This is a genomic window from Flavobacterium sp. (genome assembly GCF_040382755.1).
In the GTDB taxonomy this organism is placed as follows: domain Bacteria; phylum Bacteroidota; class Bacteroidia; order Flavobacteriales; family Flavobacteriaceae; genus Flavobacterium.
The window spans coordinates 1-22708 of record NZ_JBEIET010000012.1 but is presented as its reverse complement, the minus strand read 5'-3'; the positions used below and the strand labels follow the sequence as shown (position 1 = coordinate 22708).

Here is a 22708-nt window from a genome sequence, read left to right as displayed (position 1 = left end):
AAGCATTAAACAATGGTACAATATAACCCAAAAGACTGGATCACTTTTATTTTTCGATTTCATAAATCGGATACCTTTCGTCAATTAATTCCATTGATGATTTTAATTGGCGTGTATTCTGGTGCCATCTGTTATTTCGAAATACATTATTTCAAATTAAAAGAAAATAGTCACGTTAAGAATATTTCTATATTACATACAACTGTTGGATTTGTGTTATCATTGCTTTTGGCCTACCGAACTAATACTGCATATGATAGATGGTGGGAAGGAAGAAAATTATGGGGAAGTTTGGTAAATAATTCCAGAAATTTAGCCATTAAGTTAGCCGCTATTTTGGAAAGTGAATCCGATAAAAATTATTTTAGAAAAGTGATTCCAAGTTACGCTTCAATATTAGCGAAACATTTAAGTAATGAAGAAGTTGGTAAGGTATTATTTGAAGGATTAGACCTCGAAATAGACCAAAACAAGCACAAACCCAACCAAGTAGCTAAGATGATTTATAGTAAAATTAATGATTTATATAAATCTAATAAAATATCTGGAAATCAATTAATTATATTAAATTCAGAAATACAATCTTTTACCGATGTTTGTGGTGCTTGTGAACGAATAAAAAACACACCCATTCCTTATTCGTATAGCGCATTTATTAAAAAATTTATTTTCTTTTATGTAATGACATTACCTTTTGGATATGTTTTTACCTTAGGCTATTACATTATTCCTGTAGTAGTTTTTATTTTTTATGTCTTGGCAAGTTTAGAATTAATTGCCGAAGAAATTGAAGATCCTTTTGGCGGTGATGAAAACGATTTACCCACTGCAAAAATAGCAAGTAACATTAAAAAACATGTGGAAGAAATTTTATAACCTATAGAATAAAACAAAAAATCCCGTTTCGAAATTGATCGGAACGGGATATTTTTTAATTATAAAAGAATATTATTTTCTTGCCATCACTTTTAATGATTTCTCAATAATGGCTTTACTATTTAATCCGTATTTTTCCATTAATTGTTCTGGTGTACCACTTTCTCCAAACGTATCATTTGTTGCTACAAATTCCTGAGGAGTTGGCGTATTTAAACTAAGCGTTCTGGCAACACTTTCTCCTAAACCACCTAAAATATTGTGTTCTTCAGCCGTAACTACACAACCTGTTTTAGCAACCGATTTTAAAATAGCTGCTTCATCTAAAGGTTTTATAGTGTGAATATTGATTACCTCTGCAGAAACACCTTGTTTTTCTAATTCTTCAGCAGCGATTAAAGCTTCCCAAACCAAATGTCCTGTTGCGATAATCGTTACATCTGTTCCTTCATTTAACAAAATGGCTTTTCCAATTACGAAAGGCTCATCTGAAGGCATAAAATTAGGCACAACAGGACGTCCAAAACGTAAATATGCAGGACCATGATGATCTGCTAATGCCAAAGTCGCAGCTTTTGTTTGGTTGTAATCGCATGTATTGATAACTGTCATTCCAGGCAACATTTTCATTAAACCAATATCTTCTAAAATTTGATGCGTAGCTCCATCTTCACCTAAAGTTAAACCCGCGTGTGAAGCACAAATTTTAACATTTTTATCTGAATAAGCTACCGATTGACGAATTTGGTCATACACTCTTCCAGTAGAAAAGTTAGCAAAAGTTCCTGTAAAAGGAATTTTTCCTCCAATAGTTAAACCCGCGGCAATTCCAATCATATTGGCTTCTGCAATTCCGATTTGGAAAAAACGCTCTGGATGATTTTTCTTGAAATCGTCAAACTTTAACGAACCAATTAAATCGGCACAAAGCGCTACAACATTTTCGTTTTTTTGTCCTAATTCGGTCATTCCTGCTCCAAATCCTGAACGGGTATCTTTACTTCCTGTGTTTTCGTATTTTTTCATATTTTTAAGCTATAAGCATAAGGCATTAAGCACAAAGCATTATTAATAATCTCCTAAAGTGGCTGGATTTTGGTTTAACGCATTTTCTAATTGTTCATTACTTGGTGCTTTACCGTGCCAAGCGTGTGTATGCATCATAAAATCTACTCCATTACCCATTTCTGTATGTAATAACACACAAACTGGCTTTCCTTTTCCTGTACGAGATTTTGCATCTGCCATTCCGTTTATTATGGCTTCAATAGAATTTCCTTCAGTAATTTCTAACACATCCCAATCAAACGCTTCAAATTTAGCTTTTACATTACCCATATTTAAAACATCAGTAGTAGAACCATCAATTTGTTGCCCATTTAAATCAACAGTTGCAATTAAGTTGTCTACATTTTTTGCAGATGCATACATAATTGCTTCCCAATTTTGACCTTCTTGCAACTCTCCATCACCAGTTAAAACATACACTAAATTCGAATCTTTATTTAGTTTTTTTGCTTGAGCCGCTCCAATGGCAACTGACAAACCTTGCCCTAATGATCCTGAAGCCATACGAATACCTTCTAAACCTTCGTGTGTAGTTGGGTGTCCTTGCAAACGTGTGTTCAATTTTCGGAAAGTTGCCAATTCCGATACTGAAAAATAACCGCTTCGTGCTAAAACACTATAAAATACTGGAGAAATGTGTCCGTTTGATAAAAAGAAAAGATCTTCATTAACGCCATTCATATCAAATCCTTCGTTTCTTTTCATTACGTGTTGATACAGGGCTACCAAGAACTCTGCACAGCCTAAAGAACCACCTGGATGACCTGAATTAACTGCATGAACCATTCTCAGAATATCTCTTCGAACTTGTTGTGTAAATTGTTCTAAATTAGAAATTTGTTGTGTCATTGTAAAAAGTTTTTTGCAAAAATAAATTTAATAATCTGTTTATACTAATGAGATTTTATTTTTTTATCAATAAGAATTCAACAATTTTTTGAATCACTTTTGAATCACCTAATATTTTTCTATGCCCTAATTGATTTGTAATTAGCAATTCTTTATAAGAAAGGTGTTCCGCTAAATGATAGGCCTCTGAAACCGGTATATCTTCATCATCAGTGTCATGAATAACTAAAACTGGAATATTCACATCTTTAGCTGCTACGTATGCCGAAAAACTTTCCATTTCAAAATGGTATTTTTTCTCAAAATTATTTTTCATTAAAATAGCTACATCATTTGGTAAACCAATTTTTTCAATAAAGGTGTTCACAATGTTAATAACGCTATTTCCACTACCAATTACTACCGCTTTTTTTACTTGCAATCCTTTTTTTACAGCATTTAAAATAGACATCCCTCCTAATGAATGCCCAACAGCATATTCAAATGGACCGTATACTTTTTCTACCTCTAAAATCGATTCGATAAACTCGAGCATTAATGTAGTTTTTGTACCTGATTTTCCGTGGGCAGGTGCATCAAAGCTAATTATAGAATACCCGTTTTCTATTAAAGTATCAGCAATTTTAACCAATTGGGTTCCTCTACCCGACCAACCATGAACCAAAAGTATTTTTTTACTCGAATTTCCATAAGCATAGACCACAATTTCTTTATTAATTGTTGGAACAAATAATTTGGTTTGTTGCGAAGTAGCTTCCATTTGAAACTCTCTTTTCGGAATTTTATGTTTTATGGGCGTAATAAATAATTTTCGAGCAAATTTCTCAGCTAAATTTGGAGAAATTCGATACAAAAAACGCCCAATTAAAACTATAAATTTAGGAACTTGAGTTGTTGTTGAAGATTTTTTATTTGGCATCTGTCATATTTTTATGCAAAAGTAATCAATTATAGTATGGTATGATTTTTGAAATAAACAAAAAATAGAATAACTTTGTTATACCAAATTTTTAATCATGAAAATACTTCTAAAATCACTTATCGTAACAGGAATTCTTGTAGTTTCTTGTGCAAAAAATCCGTTTACAGGAAAAAGCACAATGGCTTTTAAAAAAAATAGTGATATTTTCCCAGCTGCTTTTCAACAATACAATCAGTTTTTGTCTGAAAATAAAGTTTTGAAAGGAACTTCAGATGCCAAACGAATTGAAACTATTGGAATGAAAATTAAAGCAGCTTCAGAACGCTACTTAACTGCTAATGGATATTCTGATTATTTAAACGATTACAAATGGGAGTATAATTTAGTAGAAAGTAAAGAAGTAAATGCCTGGTGTATGCCTGGTGGTAAAATTGTTTTTTACACTGGAATTTTACCAGTTTGTAAAGACGATGCTGGAATAGCAGCTGTAATGGGACACGAAGTTGCACATGCATTAGCCAATCACGGGCAACAAAGAATGAGTGCCGGTTTAATCCAACAATTTGGAGCCATTGGAACCGCTTTAGCCGCCGAAAAATATTTACCAAAATATCAAAATGAAGCCATGCAGGCTTATGGTGCAGCTTCAACTGTGGGTGGTATGTTGCCTTTTAGTAGAGCACATGAAAGCGAAGCCGATATGATTGGATTGACACTTATGGCTATTGCCGGATACGATCCTATTAATGCAGTAAAGGTATGGGAAAGAATGTCGGCGCAATCTGAAGGAAAAGCACCACCGGAATTTTTAAGTACACACCCAAGTAACCAAACAAGAATTGATGAATTAACCGCATTACTTCCTCAAGCAAAAGCAGAAGCCGCTAAATTTGGCGTTACTTTTAAATAGTAAAAATATTATCTTATATTAGTCCCGATATTAATCGGGATTTTTATTTTTTATATGATGCAAAAATTTGAAAAAGGAAATAGTAAATTATTAAACGCATGGGCATTTTATGATTGGGCAAATTCTGTATATTCGTTGGTGATATCATCTTCTATTTTTCCATTATATTTTGGGTTTTTATTCACGAAAGAAAATCCAAATATTGAATTATTTGGAACATCAATTAAAGCTACATCACTGGTTTTCTTTACTACAGCTTTTGCCTTTTTAACAGTTGCTGTTTTATCTCCTATTTTATCAGGAATTGCAGATTATTTAGGAAACAAAAAACGATTTATGCAGTTTTTTTGTTACTTAGGTGCTGCCTCTTGTATTGGATTATATTGGTTTACCAAAGAAAACATAGTTTTTGGTATGTGTTGTTTTTATTTTGGATTGGTTGGTTTTTGGGGAAGTTTGGTATTTTATAATTCGTATTTATCAGATATCGCTTTTACAGAACAACACGATAAATTAAGTGCTAAAGGTTTTTCATTAGGATATATTGGAAGTGTTATTTTACTTGTTATTTGTCTGTATTTAATTATTGAAAGAACAGATGAAGAAGCGATACATGCTATGAAATTATCATTTGTTTTCACTGGAATTTGGTGGATTGTATTTAGTCAATATACTTTTCATTATTTACCAAAAGGAAATAAAAATAAGCATCAACTAACTTTTTCGGTAGTCCTTAATGGATATAACGAACTAAAGAAAGTTCAAAAATTATTTTTTAAAGACGCTACTTTAAAACGTTTTTTAATTGCCTTTTTTGTTTACAGCATGGCGGTACAAACTGTTATGCTTGTTGCCACTTATTTTGGAGAACAAGAAATAAATTGGGGTACAGCTGACGAAAAAAGAAAAGGTTTAATTGTAAGTATACTAATGATTCAATTGGTGGCGGTTTTAGGCGCTATATTAACCTCTAAATTGGCGTTAAAATTTGGAAATATTAGAACGTTGATTGGCATTAATTCGGTTTGGATATTTATTTGTATCGGTGCTTTTTTTGTTACAAAACCCATACAGTTTTACTTGGTTGCAGGAATTGTAGGTTTAGTTATGGGGGGAATACAATCGCTTTCACGCTCAACTTTTTCAAAATTAATGCCCGAAACAGAAGATACAACTTCGTTTTTTAGTTTTTATGATGTAGCTGAAAAAATTGGAATTGTAATTGGTATGATTCTTTACGGAAGCATCAACCAAATAACAGGAAGTATGCGAAATGCCATTTTATTTCTTGTGCTGTTTTTTGTGATTGGTGTTATTTTACTTTTTAGAACTTTAAAAATTGAAAATAAATAATTTCTATTTTTTTATGGCATACATCTTGACTACTAAAAATGTAAAATAATCTGTACTACTTGTTTTTATTGAGACTTACGTTGATTAAAAAAAATAGTTGTAAATTTACGTCCCATTTTTAATGACAAAATGACTTATAAATAGATATGCCAAACCATAAAATAGTAGCGATTGACAATTTGTCGCTTCAAGAATTAGACTCAGAAGCAGAATTAATTCCATTAATGACTCCGGAAGATGAGGAGGAAATGAATAATGAAAAATTACCTGCAGATTTACCTATTTTACCCTTAAGAAACACCGTTTTGTTTCCTGGAGTAGTAATCCCTATTACAGCTGGACGAGATAAATCGATAAAATTAATAAACGATGCCAATGCTGCCGGTAAAATTATTGGAGTAGTTGCTCAAAAAAATGAAGCTGATGAAGATCCAACTTCAGATGAAATACATCATGTGGGAACTGTTGCCCGAATCATGCGTGTATTAAAAATGCCTGACGGAAATACAACCATTATACTTCAAGGAAAAAAGCGTTTCGAAATTGACGAATTCACTCAAACTGATCCGTATTTCAAAGCTACTATTAAAGAAGTAAATGAAGTACGTCCAAAGAAAAAAGATGAAGAGTTTTCTACAATAATTGAATCGATAAAGGATTTAGCCATTGAAATCATAAAAGAAAGTCCAAACATTCCTTCAGAGGCGACTTTTGCTATTAAAAATATCGAAAGCAATCCGTTTTTAATCAATTTTGTGTCTTCAAATATGAATTTAAATGTTTCGGATAAGCAATATTTATTAGGAATAGTAGATTTGAAAGAGCGCGCTTTAGAAACCTTGCGTTATATGAATTTAGAACTTCAGAAATTGGAGTTAAAAAATGACATTCAATCTAAAGTTCGATTTGATTTAGACCAACAACAACGCGAATATTTCTTACAGCAACAAATGAAAACCATTCAGGAAGAATTGGGTGGCGTTTCGCACGATGCTGAAATTGAAGAAATGCGTAACAAAGGAAAAAGTAAAAAATGGGATGCAAAAACCGCAGAACATTTTGATAAAGAAATTTATAAATTACAAAGAACCAATCCAAATTCGCCAGATTTTGGAATACAACGCAATTATTTAGAATTATTTTTAGAATTGCCTTGGAACGAATTTTCTAAAGATAAATTTGACCTAAAAAAAGCACAACAAATTTTAGACCGAGATCATTTTGGTTTAGAAGATGTAAAAAAACGCATCGTTGAACATTTAGCAGTTTTGAAATTGCGAAACGATATGAAATCGCCAATTCTATGTTTATACGGACCTCCTGGTGTAGGTAAAACATCCATTGGAAAATCGGTAGCTGAAGCATTAGGAAGAGAATATGTTCGAATTTCATTAGGTGGATTACGTGACGAAGCAGAAATTCGCGGACATCGTAAAACTTATATCGGAGCAATGCCAGGTAGAATTATTCAATCTATAAAAAAAGCAAAAACATCAAATCCTGTTTTTGTTTTAGATGAAATTGACAAGTTATCTTCAAGTCATAACGGCGACCCTTCTTCTGCCCTATTAGAAGTTTTAGATCCAGAACAAAATAGCGACTTCCATGATAATTTCTTAGAACTAGGTTACGACCTTTCAAAAGTTATGTTCATAGCAACATCAAACAGTTTATCAACCATTCAACCTGCGTTAAGAGACCGAATGGAAATCATAAATATGTCGGGTTATACCATTGAAGAAAAAATTGAAATTGCGAAAAACTTCTTGTTACCCAAACAATTAAAGGAACACGGATTAACTACAAAAGATTTACAAATTGGTAAAAAACAATTAGAAAAAATCGTAACGGGTTATACACGTGAATCTGGTGTTCGTGGTTTAGATAAAACAATAGCTCAAATGGTTCGATATGCTGCAAAATCTGTGGCTATGGAAGAAGACTATAATATAAAAGTAACAGATGCTGATATTCTTGAAGTACTAAAATCGCCAAGAATGGAACGTGATAAATATGAAAATAACGATACAGCTGGTGTAGTTACAGGTTTAGCTTGGACTTCTGTTGGTGGTGATATTTTATTTATTGAATCGTTAGTTTCTAAAGGAAAAGGCGCGATGACCATGACTGGAAACTTAGGAACGGTTATGAAAGAATCGGTTACAATTGCGTTAGAATACATTAAAGCAAATGCCAAACAATTGAATATTGAACCTGAAATTTTAAACCAATATAACATTCACATTCACGTACCTGAAGGTGCTACTCCAAAAGACGGACCAAGTGCCGGTATTGCGATGTTAACTTCAATGGTATCCAGTTTTACACAAAGTAGAATTAAGAAAAATATTGCTATGACAGGAGAAATTACTTTACGTGGAAAAGTCTTACCTGTTGGCGGAATTAAGGAAAAAATATTAGCTGCGAAACGTGCTAATATTAAAGAAATAATTTTGTGTAAAGAAAACAAACGTGATATTGAAGAAATTAAAGCCGATTATTTAGCCGGCTTAACTTTTCATTACGTGGATACGATGAAAGAAGTAATTGACATAGCTATTTTGAAAGAAAAGGTAAAAAATGCTATTACTTTTGATTTTAAAAAGTAAATTAGATTTTCGGATATTCACAAAACAGACTAAAACCTATATGAAATAAAACATATAGGTTTTTTCTTTATATTTGAAATATTAAAATAAAACAATGAAAATACTACTTGTAGGAGAATTTAGTCGGTTACACAATTCATTAAAAGAAGGACTTTTGGCGTTAGGTCACGAAGTTGTTTTAGTGAATAATGGCGATGGCTTTAAAAACTATCCTGCAGATATAAGTATTCGAGCGGCTTTTTTTAAATCGAAATTAGGCAATATTCCAAGACAAATTTGTGTAAGAATTTTCAAATATGATTTGGCATTATTAGAACACGGCGTTAGATTTTTGTGGATTTCCAAAAAACTGAAAAATTTTGATGTCGTTCAGTTAATTAATGAAAGACCAATTCAAACTACTTCTAAATTAGAATTATTTTTACTGAAACGTATTTTCAAGCAAAATAAAAAAGTTTTCTTAATGAGTTGTGGTATAGATTATATGACCGTATCTCATATGCTTCAACAAAAGGACAGATATTCTGTAATGAATCCTTATTTTGAAGGTATTCCTGAAGCTAAAAAACAATATGACTACTATTTTGATTTTTTAACCAAATCACATCAAAAAATCCATCAATTTTTATACAAAAAAAGTTCTGGTGTTATTTCGTCTGATTTAGATTATGTTACACCGCTAATTGGAAATGAAAAGTATTTAGGTATGATTGCAAATCCTATAAATATCGATACAACTGAAAGTAGTGAAGCTACAATTTCTAGAAAAATTTCTATTTTTTTGGGGATAAATTCAGGAAATTCTTTCACTAAAGGTGTTTCTTTTTTTCAAAAAGCGTTAGTAATTATTCAAGAAAAATACCCTAATTTGATTGAAGTTAAAATCACAACAGATATACCTTATACAGCATATCAAAAACATTTTGAAAATGCACATATTATTTTAGATCAAGTGTATGGTTTTGATCAAGGTTTTAATGCTTTAGAAGCTATGGCTAAAGGAAAAGTAGTGTTTACTGGTGCTGAAACTGAATTTTTAAATCATTATCATTTACAAGAAGATGAAGTAGCAATAAATGCATTGCCCGATGTAAATTATTTAGTTCAAAAATTATCATATTTGATTGAAAACCCTTCTGAAATGAATCGAATTGGTAAAAACGCTATTAATTTTATACAAAAAGAGCACCATTATATTACTCAAGCGGAGAAATATTTGACGCTTTGGAAGGCCAATTAAGTTTTTCCTTCAAAAACAAAACAACCACAACTACCATAAAAAATTCATACGGGAAAGCGTATTTTGCATTGGTGCCATAAACTACAAGTGCTTGTAAAATAGCTGCTGCGTGAATAAATGCTAAAAGAATCATTACTTGAGTTACTTTCTTATTTTTAATAAAGAGAAATGTATAGTAAAAACTTAAAATCAAGAAAATAAATTTCAAAATTAAAAGTACTACCATCTGAATAGTATTGATAACTGTAACGAATGTATTAAACGTATTTTCTTTAAAACTCATGTAGGGCTTCATATCAAAAACCTTCCAAAAATCAAACCAAGAATTTGTAATCGAATAATATAAATAATCACCGAAATTTGAAGCAATTGTGGCTTTTGCATAATCGCCAAATTGATGTGTTACATCGGCAAATTTTGTGTATTTTGGTGCCAAATGTTGTCCACCCCATACTTTCCAAACCGCCATAGAAGCATCTTCACCTTTTTGCAGCATTTCCTCTCGATATTTTACATATGGATTAGCTATAAAATCAAATTCTTTTGGACCTTTTTCGGCAAAAAAGAGGCAATTTTGAGCTAAATTTAAACCAAAATAAGCCGTAGGTTCAAAGTAACCCGTTTTTTCTTCTACAAAACTACACCAGGAAAAATAAGCGTAAGCTGGTAAAATAAAAATTATTAGTTTGACAGAAATTACTTTTTTAAAAGAAGGATTTTTTATTAGATACAATGCATAAATTAAAAACGGATAAAAAAGAAAAAATGGCTTTACTAAAATTAAAATAGCAAGTAGTACACTCATACAAATTTCAACAAGAATTTGCTTTTTTTCGAAATAATTGTTCAATAAAATATATAGAATAATCGAATTTAAAAGCAGCATAAATGTTTCCGCTAAAATAAACGTTTCAAAGAAAAAATTCTGAAGGTATAACGCAAAAAATAACGTGCAATAAAACGAAATCTTTTCAGGTATTTCTAATTTCAGTACTGTTTTAAACCAAAATACGGCAGTAATAATTCCCATTAGCATTTGTACTAAAACCACCAACATTTTATCATGATTTAACAAATACATCAAATACGGATAACCCGGTGTTCTTTCTCCTACATAATCGTTAAAGTTATCATTTAGTAATTCTGTTACAAAATGATTAAACGCCCAACTGTCAGGAGCTTCAGAAAAAGAATTGTATCCAAAGTAGAAAAGTAATTTTGCCGAAAAAAGGAAAAAAATCAACAAATAAATGTATTTGTTATTTAGTAAATGTTGCTTCATTTTATATTGAATAAATTTTAAGAAGTTCAAATGGAATTTTGAAAAAATCTATAACTTTAATTTTCGAATTTCCTATTTCTGTCCAATTTTCCAATGGAATTTCTTTCACCACTTCTTTTAAATTATGAATCTTTTGCAAGCGTTTCAATAATTCCACATCAAATAACCATTTTGAAAGAAAAGGTTTCGAAAAAATTAGCTTAGCTATCTCAAAATCAATAACTTTAGCACCACATTGCGTATCGTAAACCGCTACTTTTAGTACAAATTGACTCACAATTGTGGCGAAAATCCGACCAAAATAATGTCTTGTTAAAGATCTTTTTACTCCGTTTCCAATTAGTTTAATTCTTGCACCCATAACTATTTTGTAGTTTTGATGTAATGTAGAAAACTGGATTAATTTTTCCAATTCTGAAAAAGGAGTAGCCAAATCAGCATCGTAATACACAATAAAATCGGCATTAGAAATAGATAAAACAGCCGCACGAATGGCTTCTGCTTTTCCAACATTTTTATCTAATTTTAAAATAGTTAAGTTTGGAAATTTATTTTTGAATTCGTCTAAAATAACACTTGTATTGTCAGTACTTCCATCATCAACTAAAATAAAATCATATTGTAAATAGTTATTAAAAATCTGATGAAAACGTTCAATTTCGATTCGTTTTTCTTCGTTATAAAACGGAATTATTATCGTTATTTTCATCTTAATTGTTTTCTAAAGTAAATAACTAAAACCACTAAATAAATCAAATATGTAAAGGCATACGCCTGAACAATTCCGTTAATTCCGAAGGAATGCAACATGTGATTTGAAGAAAAATACATAATACACAAAGAAATTATTTCCGTAATTATAAAAACTTTGGTCTGCTTTTTTGCTATTAGTAAGGTTCCAAAAATAAGTGAAGTAGCTTTTAACACATCGCCAATTAATTGCCATAAAAATAACGATTCCATAGATTCAAATTCCGAAGAAAACAAAGCCTGAATAATTAATTTTCTCAAAAAATAAATAATAACTAAACCAATTGTGAAAAGTGGAATAATCGTTTTTAAATAGTGCAAAACAATCTCTTTACTATTTGAATTCGTTTCTGTTAATTTTGGATAAAAATAAATCGCCATTATAGAAGAAACAAATAATAAATAATAAGACGAAATGCGTTGTAATCCTTCGTAAATACCTGCTTGTTGTAAACCTGTAATGGCAACAATATCAGTTCGGATTTCCAATAATACAAAAGAACCAATTACTCCAGAAATAAGTGCCATTAAGACATATTCAGACAAATTTTTCACAATCTTAAAATCGAAAAATTCAATAGATAAAACATCCCAAAAACAGATATGTTTCTTTAGATAAAAAAGACTAACAAAAAAAACAAAAATTGGTGCGAAAATTAATGAAACTAATGCGCCAATTGTGGAATAATAATAGATAAAAAATACTGAAAAAATCAAAGCAATTGCACTTGAAATAATCTGAATATAAATAACATTTTTATATTCCTGAAAACCGTTAACTACTGAAATACAAAACGTTGAAAACACATATAATGGAAATACAACTGCTATACTGTAAAACACGAAACTATATATTTCTGAGTGATTAAAAATTTGTTTGGATAAATAATCAGCTCCTAAAATTAAAAACAAACTAATTGCAATAGAAGAAGTTAAAAGTAACAATCCAAAAGTAGCTAAAACCGATTTCAATTTAGATTTATCATTCTGAAATTCAGAAACATATTTCACAACGGCATTCTGAATTCCAAGTAAAGAAAAATTTTCCAATACATTTAAAAAGGCTCTGAAATTTCCTACATAGGCCATTCCGTTTGCACCAACAAAAAGGGCTAACGCTTTTGAAGTAATGAAACCAAAAATCAATTTCAACAATATATGAATACTATTCAAAGAAGTAATTTTGAATAGAGGTTGTTGTATTATTTTTTTAATTTCAGACAATTAATACGAATTTAAAGTAGCAATAATATGCGTAATTTCTTCATCTGACAACACGGAACTCATTGGTAAACTCAGCACTTCTTGATGAATTTTTTCTGTAATTGGTAAACTTAAATGATTAAATTCTTGCAATGCTTTTTGTTTGTGAGGCGGAATTGGATAATGAATTACTGTTTCTATACCGTTTGCATATAAATATTCTTGTAACGTATCTCTGCTTTCTGTACGAATTACAAATAGATGAAAAACGTGATCATTAAAATTATTGCAAATTGGCAATTGTATTTTATTGTTTTTTATTTCAGATAAATAACGTTTTGCTATTTTTTTTCGTTCCTGATTTTCAGTATTTAAATTGGACAACTTTATGTTTAAAAATGCGGCTTGTAATTCGTCTAATCTTGAATTTACTCCAATAAAATCGTTATAGTATTTCTTATTTGAGCCATAATTTCGTAAAGAAAATAAAATTTCTGCTAATGCATCATCGTTGGTTGTAATGGCACCACCATCGCCTAAAGCACCTAAATTTTTTCCAGGATAAAAGCTAAAAGCTCTCATGTGATTACCATTAAAAGTTAATCCATGCGCTTGAGCAGCATCTTCAATAACAAGTAAATTGTGAGACGCACAAATAGCATTAATTTTATCCATTTCAGCCAATTGTCCATATAAATGAACCACTAAAATAGCTTTTGTTTTTGAAGTGATTTTTTCTTCAATTAAATTGGGATCGATATTAAACGTTTCAATATTTGGTTCCACAAAAACAGGAATTAAATCGGCTTGTAAAATTGCCAAAACAGAAGCTATATAGGTGTTTGCAGGAACTATCACTTCATCACCTTTTTGTATATTCCCTAATTGAATATGAGCTCTTAAAATAAGTACTAAAGCGTCTAACCCATTTCCTACGCCAATACAATGTTTCGACTCAGAAAATTTGGCAAAACTTGCTTCAAATTGTTTTACTTCATCACCTAAAATATACCAACCGTTATCTAAAAACGCTTTGGTTTTAGCTAAAAAATGAGCTTCAAAAGGCTTATTTAATTTATGTAAATCTAGGAATTTTATCATATCAATACCTGATTTAATTTTTCGTAATTTTTAGTCTCAATTTCATAAAAATTTTGAACAATTGTTCTTGCACCAAAGGATTCTTTCCAATAATGTAAACTTTCTCTCAGTTGTAATCCATTATTTTCATTAGAAATTCCAAAATCAAAATATTTATCATTTGAGAATACGTTTTGAATTAAATGATTGTATAAAAAATCCAAACCACCTAGTTTGGTGTTAAATGCTTTGTTTCCTGAGATATACTGAGGATGAATTACATTTTTTGTAATAAAAACAGTTACGCCACCTATAATTTCATTTTCAAAATACACGTTAAATTGTCTAATTAATTTAGGGAATTTAGACTTTAAATAAGTCATTTCTTCCACAGTATGTATGGGTTTTGAATTGTATTTGGTATATAAATTCGGAATTAATAGTTTTTCCCAAAATAAATCAAAAGAGGTTTCTTCTACAATTTTTAATTGTTGTTTTTCGCCTGTTTCTATGCCTCTTTTACGAACACGAGAAGGCACAATTTTATTTGCTAATTCCAAAATAGCTATGGCATCTCTTCGAATAAGCTTGGCTTGTAATAAAAATGAAATGTACTCCATTTCGTCCGATGGGAAGGAATTATAAATTGGAGGAATTATTTTTAATTGTACTTTATTAAATCCAGCTTCAAATAAATATTGAAATAAATTATAGTTTAAATGAATTATTTCAGAAAGTTTGCTTTTTTCATCTAAAATTAGTCCGCCATAAGTTAAACCTTGATGCGAAAAAAGGTCGTTTTCAATTCTATTTGCAGGAAAAAGTGCTTTTAGGTTTTCCTTTTCATCAAAAATAAGCAACGAATAATCTTCAAATCTATCCGAATGGTATTCCATAAAATCTCGATGAAACAAAAATGTAGCATTTTTTGCATCTGCTACAAAGTCATTCCATAAATTATAATATTCGGAAGTATATTTTATTATTTTAAACGTATTCATTATTGATTTTGAGTGTTCTAATTATGAAAAATAACAATTTGGCTTCATAAATCTTTGGGGAAATTAGTAAAATTTATTACTTTGGTAAAATTATTCAGCATAAATATTAAATTTTAAAACCTATTGATGAAAAAATCACTTGCGTTTTTTATGTTTTTCTTACAATTTTCATTTTCTCAAAATATTGGTTTATTTAGCCAATTTAATGGAAGATACGACTTTACTTTTGTGGGAAACACATTAAATCCTGTTGAAAATTCATTTCAAACCGCTCCGGCAGTTTTAACAACATCTTCGGCCACATTAGCTCTTGGCGCCAATGACATTATTGAAAGCGCCTATTTATATTGGGCAGGCTGTGGAACTGGCGATTTTAACGTCAAATTAAATGGTACAGATGTACTTGCTACCAGAACTTTTTCAAATATATTAACTCAAGGTCAATCGTTTAATTATTTTAGTGCATTTGCGAATGTTACCTCACAAGTACAATCTACCGGAAATGGCACCTATACTCTTTCAGATTTAGATGTGAGTAGTTTCGTCCCGCTTCACGCGCAAAATAGTACTAATTTTGCAGGTTGGGCATTAATTGTAGTATATAAAAACCTATCATTACCCTTAAATCAGTTAAATATTTACGATGGGTTGCAAGTGGTATCGCAATTACAAAACAATCTAAATGTTACACTTAATGCGTTAAACGTAATTGATAATGTGGATGCGAAAATTGGTTTTTTAGCTTGGGAAGGCGATTCTGGAATTCAAGTAAATGAAACATTGCGAATTAATGGAAATATAATCAGTAATCCGCCTTTAAACCCTGCCAATAATGCTTTTAACGGTACGAATTCTACTACCAATTCCAATCAATTATACAATATGGATTTGGATATTTACAACATCCAAAACAATATCAATATCGGAGATACTTCCGCGTTAATTCAATTAACTTCAGGTCAAGATTATGTAATGATTAATGCTATTGTAACAAAATTAAACAGCCAGTTACCAGATGCTCGAATTACCTTTCCAGCACCAGCTTTAAGTTGTAATGTAAGACAACTTCAAATTAATTACACCATAACAAACAACAATTCTACTGCCAGTTTACCTGCAAATACACCTATTACTTTTTACGCTGATAATGTCGTAATTGGATCCGCTTCTACGCAAAACGTTATTCCAATTGACGGATTAGAAACAGGAACTATTACAGTAACAATTCCAGCAAATATTCCATTGCAGTTTAATTTAATTGCTAATGTTGACGATACTGGAAACGGAAACGGCATTGTAAATGAAATATCAGATACAAATAATTTGTTTTCATTACCCATTCAACTTTTAGCTTCTCCAAATTTCAATCCGCTTGATGATATTGTGAGTTGTAATTTAGGATTCACAAAAGGTATTTTCGACTTTTCTGACTATGAAGGAAGTGTAAAAACTAATACTGGGCATCTAAGCACCTTTTATAATTCAGAAATAGATGCTTTAAATTTTACGAATCAAATACTGTTTTTTAATAATTTTGAAGCAATACAAACTCCGAAAACCATTTGGGTAAGAATTGATGATCCACAAATTGGTTGTTATAGTTTAACTTCATTTGATTTACTAACAAAAAATTGCGAACCAATAGTTTATAATGCCGTATCGCCAGATAATGATGGGCAAAATGATTTCTTTTTTATTGAAGGATTACGAGATATTTTTATAAATTTTAAATTGGAAATTTATAACCGCTGGGGAAGATTATTGTGGACTGGAAACAACAATAAACCAGATTGGAACGGATATTCGGAAAATACAATGGGAAATAATGAAGCTGCAAGTGGAACATATTATTACATTTTATATCTTAATGACCCAGATTATCCAAAACCTATAAATGGTTATTTGTATTTGAGAAGATAATCAACTTTAGTTAGACAATCCTTAAAAATTAAATTATTACTTATTTAAAATTAATAATCTCAAATATATTTTATATTTTTAGCCAACAAAAAACAAAAACTATGCGAATATTTAATGTCTTAATAGCAGTATTGGCTATTAATTGTGGTTTCAGTCAAAATTATTTTCCAAAAAATGATGGCGTAAAGCAAACCTTCAAAAACCCGATTGCAGTAAAAAATGCAACAATTTATACTTCGTCATCTGTTAAAATTGAAAATGCTACTATGCTCCTTGATGGAGATAAAATTTTAGAAATTGGTACTCAAATTTCAATTCCTAAAGAAGCGACAATAATAGATGCGACTGGCAAAACAATTTATCCCTCATTTATTGATTTGTATACCGAATTTGGTATTCAAAAACCGCAAAGAAAATCGGGAAATTCAAGGTCTCCTCAGTATGATACTGAAAGAAATGGGTATTATTGGAATGACCACATTAGAGCCGATTTTAATGCGTATGAAAACCTAAATTACGATGAAAAAGCCGCAAAAGAATTAAGAGAAACTGGATTTGGAACGGTTTTAAGTTTTAATAATGACGGAATTGTAGCCGGAACAGGTTTATTATGGACATTAAACGATAAAGACACGAATGGATTTCGTATTTTAAATAATAAAATATCGCAACACCTTACTTTCAAAAAAAGTTCACTTTCTGGACAAGCTTACCCTTCTTCTTTAATGGGAAGTATGGCATTGATAAAACAATTGTATCACGATGCAAAATGGTATGCTGCAGGAGGTTCAAAAACGAAAGATATTTCATTAGATGTATTTAATCAAAATAAAAATTTAGTTCAAATATTTAATGCTGGCGATAAATTAAATATCCTAAGAGCAGATAAAATAGGTGATGAATTTGGAATAAATTACGTTATTAAAGGAAGTGGAAATGAATTAGAACGTATTGAAGAAATTAAAAAAACAAATGCAACACTAATTGTTCCAATAAATTTCCCTGATGCTTATGATGTTTCCGACTCGTTTCTTGCAGAACAAGTAGTGTTGTCTGATATGAAATTTTGGAATCAAGCACCCTATAATTTAAAAGTTTTAGCAGAGAACAATGTGAATTTTGCTTTAACTACAGCTGATTTAAAAAATCCAAAAGACTTTTTAACCAATTTAAGAAAAGCAGTAGAATATGGATTTCCAAAAGAAAAAGCCTTAGCAGCCTTAACGGAAATACCAGCTAAAATTGCCAATCAAAACAATATTGGAACTTTAAAGAAAGGAAATTTAGCGAATTTTATAATTGTAAGTGGTGATATTTTCGAATCAAAAAGTAGCATTCAAGAAAATTGGATTCAAGGAAATAGAAACATTATTGAAAAAATACAACCTTCTGACATTAGAGGAAAATATGAATTGACTATCGATTCAAATAAATACGACTTATCAATTGAAGGTGAAATTGGTAAAATTGAAGCAAAAATATCGCAAAACAAAACAGAATTCGGAACGAAAGTAACGTATAACGATCCTTGGATTACCTTAGTTATTAAAAGTAAAGATACTATTGATTCGAAATTTATTAGAATATCTGGATTAAAATCAGACACCGAATTATCTGGAAAAGCCATTTTAGAAAACGGAAAAGAAGTTTCTTGGTCTGCAGTTAAAAAAACAGAAACAACTGAAGTAAAAAAAGATATTATAGCTGAGAAAAAAGACGAGAAAAAAACGCGTGTTTTTTATCCAATTACTTTCCCAAATATCGCTTTCGGTAATAGTACAAAACCAAAACAAGAAACGATATTATTTAAAAATGCTACAGTTTGGACAGGTGAAAAAGAAGGTATTTTAAAAGAAACCGATGTCTTAATTGAAAACGGAAAAATCATTAAAATTGGCAAAAACTTACCTCAAAAAGGAAAAGTGATTGATGCAACTGGAAAACATTTAACCGCTGGAATTATTGATGAACACTCGCATATTGCCATTTCAAATGGGGTAAATGAAGGAGGTCAAAATTCATCTGCTGAAGTAACTATTGAAGATGTAGTAAATTCTGAAGATATAAACATCTATAGAAATTTAGCTGGTGGAGTAACTTCTGCAAATTTATTACACGGATCTGCCAATCCGATTGGTGGTAGAGCTGCATTTGTAAAATTAAAATGGGGATACAATCCAGATGAGATGTTAGTTAAAGACGCTCCTAAATACATCAAATTTGCTTTGGGTGAAAATGTAAAACAATCCAATTGGGGCGATATTGAAAGACTGCGTTTCCCTCAATCCAGAATGGGTGTAGAACAAGTTTATGAAGATTATTTTTCACGAGCACTTGCTTATAAAAAAGAATGGGATGCATACAATACAAACAAAAGTAAAATTGCACCTCGTTTTGATATTGAATTAGAAACATTAAGTCAAATTTTAAACAAGAAACGTTTCATTACTTGTCACTCTTACGTACAATCGGAAATAAATATGTTGTTAAAAGTAGCCGAAAAATACAACTTTAAAATTCAAACCTTTACACATATATTAGAAGGCTATAAAGTGGCAGATAAAATGGCTAAACACGGTGTTGGTGGTTCTACTTTCGCAGATTGGTGGGGTTATAAATATGAAGTAAATGATGCTATACCCTATAATGCAGCACTTATGAATAATGTAGGTGTAACGGTTTCAATTAATTCTGATGATGCTGAAATGTCAAGAAGATTGAATCAAGAAGCGGCAAAAACATTAAAATATGGTGGTGTAACGGAAGAAGCAGCTTGGAATTTTGTAACATTAAATCCTGCTAAATTATTGCAAGTTGATGACAAAGTTGGAAGTATTAAAATAGGTAAAGATGCCGATGTGGTACTTTGGTCAGACAATCCATTAACCATTTATGCTACAGTTGAAAAAACAGTTGTGGATGGAATTATTTTCTTTGATTTAGACCAAGAAAAAGCAAAAAACGAAACGGTTCAAAAAGAAAGAAACGAATTAATTAATTTAATGTTAGACGCTAAAAACAAAGGCTTAAAAACACAAGAACCTAAGAAAAAATCGAGCGGACATTACCACTGTGATACCCTTGGTGAAAAATGCAGACAATTTCATGCTAAATACAATAATTAATAAGTATTACACTATTTTTCAACACAGATTTCACAGATTAAAATAATTTCAAAAATCTGTGTTATAAAAAATTAATATAAAATGAGAAAACTAACATACATTTTAGCACTAACTACTTTAATTAGTTTTGCACAACAAACACCAGCGCCAAAGCAAACAAAATCGATTTTAATAATGGGTGGAACGGCGCATTTAGGTAACGGAAAAATTCAAGAAAATAGTTTAATTTCAATTGTAGATGGAAAAATTGCTTCCGTTTCAGATGCAACGATAACTAAAATTGCCAAACACGATATTTTGATACAAGCAGATGGAAAGCATATTTATCCTGGATTTATTGCACCAAATTCTACTTTAGGATTAGTTGAAATTGATGCCGTTCGTGCCTCAGATGACGAAAGTGAAATTGGTGAATTCAATCCACATATTAGAAGTTTAATTGCCTATAATGCCGAATCGAAACTAACCGAATCAGCTCGACCAAACGGTGTGCTTTTAGCCCAAATTACACCTCGTGGTGGAAGAATTTCTGGAACTTCTTCTGTGGTTCAATTTGATGCGTGGAATTGGGAAGACGCAGTGATAAAAGAAAATGACGGAATTCATATGCGTTGGCCTAATAGCTATGCACGATTAGGATGGTGGGCAGAACCAGGCGGGATTGAATCGAACAAAAAATATGACGAGCAAACCAAAGGCATTCAACAGTTTTTTGACAATGCGTTTAATTATTTAAATTCAGATAAAAAAACAAAAGACATTCCGTATGATGCGATGAATGGGTTACAAAGCGGAGAAAAAACGTTGTTTGTAAATGCAAATGGTGAAAAAGAAATTACGGATATAATCTTATTCAAAAAGAAAAATAATATTAAAAAATTGGTAATTATTGGTGGTTATAATGCACATAAAATTGCCGATTTATTAAAAGAAAATAATGTTTCTGTTTTATTGAGAAGAGTGCACGACGTTCCCAATTCTGAAGATGAAGATGTGAATTTACCGTACAAAATTGCGAAACTATTAAATGAAAAAGGAATCGTAGTTGGATTAGAAAACGCGGGAGAAATGGAACGTATGCAAACAAGAAACATACCGTTTTATGCCGGTACTTGTGCCGCTTGGGGAATGAATAAAGAAGAAGCGCTAAAATTAATTACATCAAACACTGCTAAAATTTTAGGAATTGATGCCAAATACGGAACCTTAGAAGCCGGAAAAAGCGCTACCCTATTTATTTCAGAAGGTGATGCATTAGATATGAAAACCAATAAATTGTCTCACGCTTTTATTGATGGAAGACAAATTAGTTTAGAAAGTCATCAAACCGAATTATACGAAAGATATAAAGATAAGTTTGAAAGAGAGGGTTCTAAATCGGAAGTAAAAAACTAAATAATTTTTATTTGTAATAATTTACAAGTTTTTATAATTAAAAAATGAAAAAAACATTTGCAATTTTACTTTTAATATCTACTTTAAATTCTAATTCTCAAATATCAGATACGATTAAACTTTCAAATTTTAAATTGTGTGATTTGACAATTGATTTTTTAAAAGAAATAGATCCAAAAATAAAAAAAATTAGCGTAGAAGAAATGAATTTGTGCTCTGATGGATTTGTTTTAGATGGAAGATTTGAAAATAGAATTGGATATAATAGCGAATTATACCCTGGTGTCATTTTTCAAAAATATGATGTAAAAACTAATGTAATTGCTAAAATTCATTTAACAAAAGAATTTAAAGGTTATCTTCCTAATGGAAATTATATTGATTTGAAATTATTAAAAGCAGAAGAAGTATTAAAAAAATACGACAATTTAAACACTTGGACTTCAAAAGGTTGTTCTGAATATTGGGGAATAAATGATAATAATAAAGTATATTATTATGTCAAAATAATCAAAGATAAAAAACCACAATATCCTGTTGATGAAAAGTATTATTCTGAAAGTTTCATTGAAGGAATAGATATAATTACGGACTGTTATTCTGAAACCGAAAATAGAAAAGAAAAAATAAAACCATTGATAATATTAGATGGAAAAGAAGTAGACGAAGATTTTATAAAAAACCTAAATCCTAATAAAGTAGATTCAATAAATGTAATTAAAGATAAAAACGCATTTGAAAAATATGGTGATAAAGGGAAAAATGGAGTTATTGAAATTTACCTCAAAAAAGAGAAAAAAGAATACAAAAACTAAATCACAAATTAATAATTTCAAAGTCGCAAAGCCATTCGTTTTGCGACTTTGTTTTTATCCCTAAAAAGGATAACTTTGTAACATAGATATTCAGCAACTTAGTCACTAAAATGAAACAAATCACGTCCATTCAAAATCCGTTTGTCAAAAACTTAGTTTTATTGCAAGACAAAGCCAAAGCACGAAAACAATCGGGAACGTTTATTATTGAAGGACAACGTGAAATTGAATTGGCTTTAAAAGGCGGCTATGAAATAGAAACATTACTTTTTTGTCCAGAATTATCTGGAAAATCTGAAAATCTGAAAAT

The 22708-nt window shown here is 30.6% G+C and carries 17 protein-coding genes and 1 pseudogene; 10 read left to right on the top strand and 8 right to left on the bottom strand.

What is annotated here, in order from left to right:
- Window positions 1-12: 12 nt before the first annotated feature.
- On the top strand, window positions 13-876 hold the full coding sequence (locus tag ABWO04_RS02580) for a bestrophin family protein (protein ID WP_353077041.1): 864 nt from the start codon (window positions 13-15) through the stop codon (window positions 874-876).
- Between the two features lie 72 nt (window positions 877-948).
- Here ABWO04_RS02580 and ABWO04_RS02575 read toward each other — a convergent pair whose 3' ends face one another.
- The 3 genes from ABWO04_RS02575 to ABWO04_RS02565 are packed head-to-tail and all read right to left on the bottom strand — an operon-like array spanning window position 949 to window position 3712.
- Entirely contained in the window at window positions 949-1902 is a 954-nt protein-coding gene (locus ABWO04_RS02575; protein ID WP_353077039.1) for a transketolase family protein, read from the bottom strand.
- Window positions 1903-1944: 42 nt separating this feature from the next.
- Window positions 1945-2793 (bottom strand): transketolase, encoded by an 849-nt coding sequence (locus tag ABWO04_RS02570; protein ID WP_353077037.1) that lies wholly within the window; start codon window positions 2791-2793, stop codon window positions 1945-1947.
- A gap of 55 nt (window positions 2794-2848) precedes the next feature.
- A complete protein-coding gene (locus ABWO04_RS02565) occupies window positions 2849-3712 on the bottom strand; it encodes an alpha/beta fold hydrolase (RefSeq protein ID WP_353077035.1) in 864 nt (287 codons plus the stop codon).
- A gap of 97 nt (window positions 3713-3809) precedes the next feature.
- Between ABWO04_RS02565 and ABWO04_RS02560 the strand changes: the two genes are divergently transcribed.
- From ABWO04_RS02560 to ABWO04_RS02545, 4 genes are all read left to right on the top strand, one after another.
- A complete protein-coding gene (locus tag ABWO04_RS02560; protein WP_353077034.1) occupies window positions 3810-4625 on the top strand; it encodes a M48 family metallopeptidase in 816 nt (271 codons plus the stop codon).
- A 57-nt stretch (window positions 4626-4682) separates the two neighbouring features.
- Entirely contained in the window at window positions 4683-5978 is a 1296-nt protein-coding gene (locus ABWO04_RS02555) for an MFS transporter (protein WP_353077051.1), read from the top strand.
- 146 nt (window positions 5979-6124) lie between these two features.
- Complete coding sequence (gene lon / locus ABWO04_RS02550; RefSeq protein WP_353077033.1) at window positions 6125-8587, top strand: endopeptidase La; 2463 nt, start codon at window positions 6125-6127, stop codon at window positions 8585-8587.
- A gap of 94 nt (window positions 8588-8681) precedes the next feature.
- A complete protein-coding gene (locus ABWO04_RS02545) occupies window positions 8682-9827 on the top strand; it encodes a glycosyltransferase (RefSeq protein WP_353077031.1) in 1146 nt (381 codons plus the stop codon).
- Here the strand turns inward: ABWO04_RS02545 and ABWO04_RS02540 are convergent.
- From ABWO04_RS02540 to ABWO04_RS02520, 5 genes are read right to left on the bottom strand one after another with little or no spacing between them, the layout of a single operon-like run.
- On the bottom strand, window positions 9784-11109 hold the full coding sequence (locus tag ABWO04_RS02540; RefSeq protein WP_353077029.1) for a glycosyltransferase family protein: 1326 nt from the start codon (window positions 11107-11109) through the stop codon (window positions 9784-9786). The genes ABWO04_RS02545 and ABWO04_RS02540 overlap by 44 nt on opposite strands.
- Before the next feature lies 1 nt (window position 11110).
- A complete protein-coding gene (locus ABWO04_RS02535) occupies window positions 11111-11818 on the bottom strand; it encodes a glycosyltransferase (RefSeq protein WP_353077028.1) in 708 nt (235 codons plus the stop codon).
- Complete coding sequence (locus ABWO04_RS02530) at window positions 11815-13032, bottom strand: O-antigen translocase (RefSeq protein WP_353077026.1); 1218 nt, start codon at window positions 13030-13032, stop codon at window positions 11815-11817. Before ABWO04_RS02530 ends, ABWO04_RS02535 begins: the two co-directional genes overlap by 4 nt.
- 51 nt (window positions 13033-13083) lie before the next feature.
- Window positions 13084-14163 carry a DegT/DnrJ/EryC1/StrS family aminotransferase gene (locus ABWO04_RS02525; RefSeq protein ID WP_353077024.1) on the bottom strand — a complete coding sequence of 360 codons (1080 nt, stop codon included), beginning with the start codon at window positions 14161-14163 and terminating at the stop codon, window positions 13084-13086.
- Complete coding sequence (locus tag ABWO04_RS02520; RefSeq protein ID WP_353077023.1) at window positions 14160-15143, bottom strand: GNAT family N-acetyltransferase; 984 nt, start codon at window positions 15141-15143, stop codon at window positions 14160-14162. Before ABWO04_RS02520 ends, ABWO04_RS02525 begins: the two co-directional genes overlap by 4 nt.
- A gap of 126 nt (window positions 15144-15269) precedes the next feature.
- Here ABWO04_RS02520 and ABWO04_RS02515 point away from each other — a divergent pair, with 126 nt between their 5' ends.
- The 5 genes and pseudogenes from ABWO04_RS02515 to ABWO04_RS02495 form a co-directional block, all read left to right on the top strand.
- Window positions 15270-17063, top strand: coding sequence for a T9SS type B sorting domain-containing protein (locus tag ABWO04_RS02515; protein ID WP_353077021.1), 1794 nt, complete (start codon window positions 15270-15272; stop codon window positions 17061-17063).
- 101 nt (window positions 17064-17164) lie between these two features.
- Window positions 17165-20188, top strand: a complete 3024-nt coding sequence (locus tag ABWO04_RS02510) for an amidohydrolase family protein (protein ID WP_353077019.1) — start codon at window positions 17165-17167, stop codon at window positions 20186-20188.
- Between the two features lie 81 nt (window positions 20189-20269).
- Window positions 20270-21583: an amidohydrolase family protein gene (locus tag ABWO04_RS02505; RefSeq protein WP_353077017.1), complete on the top strand. Its 1314-nt coding sequence runs from the start codon at window positions 20270-20272 to the stop codon at window positions 21581-21583.
- A 44-nt stretch (window positions 21584-21627) separates the two neighbouring features.
- Window positions 21628-22398, top strand: a complete 771-nt coding sequence (locus ABWO04_RS02500) for a hypothetical protein (RefSeq protein WP_353077015.1) — start codon at window positions 21628-21630, stop codon at window positions 22396-22398.
- A 110-nt stretch (window positions 22399-22508) separates the two neighbouring features.
- A pseudogene (locus tag ABWO04_RS02495) lies at window positions 22509-22708 on the top strand (RNA methyltransferase); the annotation flags it as partial.

Coding starts and splice junctions, on each gene's coding strand:
- ABWO04_RS02580 (WP_353077041.1), top strand. CDS start 13: ATGGTACAATATAACCCAAAAGACTGGATCACTTTTATTTTTCGATTT.
- ABWO04_RS02575 (WP_353077039.1), bottom strand. CDS start 1,902: ATGAAAAAATACGAAAACACAGGAAGTAAAGATACCCGTTCAGGATTT.
- ABWO04_RS02570 (WP_353077037.1), bottom strand. CDS start 2,793: ATGACACAACAAATTTCTAATTTAGAACAATTTACACAACAAGTTCGA.
- ABWO04_RS02565 (WP_353077035.1), bottom strand. CDS start 3,712: ATGCCAAATAAAAAATCTTCAACAACAACTCAAGTTCCTAAATTTATA.
- ABWO04_RS02560 (WP_353077034.1), top strand. CDS start 3,810: ATGAAAATACTTCTAAAATCACTTATCGTAACAGGAATTCTTGTAGTT.
- ABWO04_RS02555 (WP_353077051.1), top strand. CDS start 4,683: ATGCAAAAATTTGAAAAAGGAAATAGTAAATTATTAAACGCATGGGCA.
- lon (WP_353077033.1), top strand. CDS start 6,125: ATGCCAAACCATAAAATAGTAGCGATTGACAATTTGTCGCTTCAAGAA.
- ABWO04_RS02545 (WP_353077031.1), top strand. CDS start 8,682: ATGAAAATACTACTTGTAGGAGAATTTAGTCGGTTACACAATTCATTA.
- ABWO04_RS02540 (WP_353077029.1), bottom strand. CDS start 11,109: ATGAAGCAACATTTACTAAATAACAAATACATTTATTTGTTGATTTTT.
- ABWO04_RS02535 (WP_353077028.1), bottom strand. CDS start 11,818: ATGAAAATAACGATAATAATTCCGTTTTATAACGAAGAAAAACGAATC.
- ABWO04_RS02525 (WP_353077024.1), bottom strand. CDS start 14,163: ATGATAAAATTCCTAGATTTACATAAATTAAATAAGCCTTTTGAAGCT.
- ABWO04_RS02520 (WP_353077023.1), bottom strand. CDS start 15,143: ATGAATACGTTTAAAATAATAAAATATACTTCCGAATATTATAATTTA.
- ABWO04_RS02515 (WP_353077021.1), top strand. CDS start 15,270: ATGAAAAAATCACTTGCGTTTTTTATGTTTTTCTTACAATTTTCATTT.
- ABWO04_RS02510 (WP_353077019.1), top strand. CDS start 17,165: ATGCGAATATTTAATGTCTTAATAGCAGTATTGGCTATTAATTGTGGT.
- ABWO04_RS02505 (WP_353077017.1), top strand. CDS start 20,270: ATGAGAAAACTAACATACATTTTAGCACTAACTACTTTAATTAGTTTT.
- ABWO04_RS02500 (WP_353077015.1), top strand. CDS start 21,628: ATGAAAAAAACATTTGCAATTTTACTTTTAATATCTACTTTAAATTCT.